2 protein-coding genes and 2 pseudogenes are annotated in these 2,645 nt (G+C 50.4%); all 4 read right to left on the bottom strand.

What is annotated here, in order from left to right; translation table 11 throughout:
• Window positions 1-135 precede the first annotated feature (135 nt).
• A pseudogene (locus QZ506_RS07130) lies at window positions 136-483 on the bottom strand (Arm DNA-binding domain-containing protein); the annotation flags it as partial.
• A gap of 94 nt (window positions 484-577) precedes the next feature.
• Window positions 578-1,087 (bottom strand): hypothetical protein, encoded by a 510-nt coding sequence (locus QZ506_RS07135; protein ID WP_291970053.1) that lies wholly within the window; start codon window positions 1,085-1,087, stop codon window positions 578-580.
• Window positions 1,088-1,494: 407 nt separating this feature from the next.
• Window positions 1,495-2,469 (bottom strand): HTH-type transcriptional regulator CysB, encoded by a 975-nt coding sequence (gene cysB / locus QZ506_RS07140; RefSeq protein ID WP_291970055.1) that lies wholly within the window; start codon window positions 2,467-2,469, stop codon window positions 1,495-1,497.
• A 94-nt stretch (window positions 2,470-2,563) separates the two neighbouring features.
• Window positions 2,564-2,645 (bottom strand): annotated as a pseudogene (locus QZ506_RS07145) (lipoprotein); the annotation flags it as partial.

The following is a 2,645-nucleotide window of genomic DNA, read 5'->3' on the forward strand; positions in this document are numbered from 1 at the left end:
GCTTTGTGTTTGATAATGGGATTGTTAGTATGAAGCATGAGAGTTACCTCGCGTTTTGTTTAAGGATCAGACACCCATATCAAAACCGGTAACTCTCAACCTTTCAAGGTCCAGTGTCAGATCTAGTCGCGACTAATACATTTTTATCCAATACTCTATTGCATCTCTAACTGTTACAGGTTTTAGTGATTCTTGCTTGGTCAGCTCCAGCTGTCGGCGGGGGTCTTTACCTTCAGATAGCCATGTTCGGCACTCATCCCGCTTCTCTCGAGCGCGCTTGAGACTCATATCTGGATAGCGCACCAAAGTTACTCGCTGTATTGTGCCACAGTTACGATAGGTGAATGTCCAGCTAATGCCGCCTACTGTCGATACTCTGACGCTAAGCCCTGCACCATCAGCAAAGAATTCGTACTTCTCCCGAGGCACCCCCAATAGATTTTTCAGCTTCTTATCCGAGAGTTTGTTTAGTTCTCCGCTCATCATGCAGCCTCATCTGTTATTCGTATTGTTATGCGTAATTTACTGCAAGACGGCGTAAGCATGGAAGCAAGAGGAAACAACAGAAAAGGGAATTTCAATTTATCCCAATGATTATAAATGAATTTATGAAAAGCATTTGCAAGCATGGAGACAATATATTGGTTTCCTTGGAGGAAACATTGAGATCCTTAGCCCCCATCAGCACCATCACCATCACCATCACCATCACCATCACCATCACCATCACCAGCACGTGCTGTGCGGCAATGTCCTGACGTGCATCCGACAACGCATTACGTCGCTCAAAATCGTCTCGAGTGCAACGTGACGAGCAAGGTTGCATCACCGTTTGGGGCGTAAGGCGTTGTGAATAGGCTACACGTTCTCTCGCGATGGCAGCGGTAATCTCCGATGGCTCTGCCCCTTCTACGGCTAGACGTTGCTGCATGTAGTAGAAACCTTGCTCGCGCCATTTTATTGCAGGGCCAATCAACACGATAAAATCTGCCGTTGAACGCTGACTGGCATTAGGTACCACCCACCCCGCTTGAGAAAAACCGAGAAACCCCAGACGACTCTCTTTCAATTCTGGCCGTGCACGCAACGCATGCAGTGCGGCAACCGCTTCATCAGCACGATCGCGTAGGGTCTGTGTCAGCCAATCACCGGGGCTGGCCGCTACGCCGGGCTTATCCCAGGAAAATACGCCAATCCCCTAGGCAACAAGTGCATTTACCAGCGGAAGGTAGCCGCCATCAGACCAGCGGTCCTGGGCACCGTCGCCGTGCACTAGCAACACCACGGGCGGGTTGTGTTTGTTATCAGGCAGCAACAGCGTGCCTTCAAGACGGGCATCGCTCAGCGAAAACGATAAAGTCTGCTGGGCACACTCAGGGAGTTCAAAAGCCTAGAGGCCTGCAGCACGATGCCTGATATCACTATTAGCGCACAGGCCACTACTGATAGCACAAGCTTGATCATGCCATGCACTTCTTTGATGAATAATCGACGCTATTTCACGGGCAGCGTTATATCCTTAAACATAGCTTCAATTTCTTCATTTGATCGCAAAGAAATGGCAGAATCCACCACATCACGCGTGAGGTGCGGCGCAAAGCGCTGAATAAAATCATACATGTAGCTGCGCAGGAAGGTACTGCGCCGGAACCCGATCTTGGTGGTGCTGTAGCTAAAAATGCTGTTCGCGTTAATGGTCACCAGATCTGTCTCCGTGCGCGGGTCGACGGCCATGTTGGCGATAACACCCACACCCAACCCCAGACGCACGTATGTTTTGATCACATCAGCATCCGTGGCAGTGAACACAATGCGCGGTGTCAGCCCTGCACGGTTAAATGCGGTATCCAGCTCCGAACGGCCGGTAAAACCGAAGGTGTAGGTAACTATCGGATAGGCTGCCAGTTCTTCAATGGTGATATCTTTCTTCGTTGCCAACGGATGATCGGGTTTCACCACCACCGCGCGATTCCAGTGGTAGCACGGCAGCATGATCAAATCGTCATACAGATGCAGCGCCTCAGTGGCGATGGCAAAATATGTCGCCCCTTTCGCGACCGCTTCGGCTATCTGCGTTGGCGATCCCTGATGCATATGCAGTGAAACGCGAGGATAACGCTCAATGAATCCTTTGATGACATCCGGCAATGCGTAACGCGCCTGCGTATGCGTGGTAGCCACATAGAGCGAACCTTTATCAGGATAGGTGTGCTCTCCTGCTACGGCCTTGATGGCATCCACCTTAGAGAGCACTTCCCGGGCAATACGCACCACTTCCTGACCTGCCGGCGTTACCTGAGTCAGGTGCTTACCGCTACGCGCAAAAATTTGAATTCCCAGCTCATCTTCCAGCATTCTCACCTGTTTACTGATTCCCGGCTGCGAGGTGTACAGACCCTCAGCCGTTGAGGAAACATTCAGGTTATGATTAACAACTTCAACGATATAACGAAGCTGTTGCAATTTCATATGTCATCCCATGTTATTGAGCATGTGCATCAGGCACGAGGCTTTGTTGAATAAATCAGAACTTGTAACGACTGCGCCCCATACGGGTCGATTGTTACGTGATGCGAATACTGTTCGGCATTCCTAATAGCGTGATCCGGTTAAGCGCTTTGACCATGGCCATGGCTTCACCCACC

Source organism: Candidatus Symbiopectobacterium sp., from assembly GCF_020054415.1.
In the GTDB taxonomy this organism is placed as follows: Bacteria; Pseudomonadota; Gammaproteobacteria; order Enterobacterales; family Enterobacteriaceae; genus Symbiopectobacterium.

Excerpts from the sequence above, each read along its gene's own strand:
- cysB (WP_291970055.1), bottom strand. The coding sequence starts at position 2,469 with ATGAAATTGCAACAGCTTCGTTATATCGTTGAAGTTGTTAATCATAAC.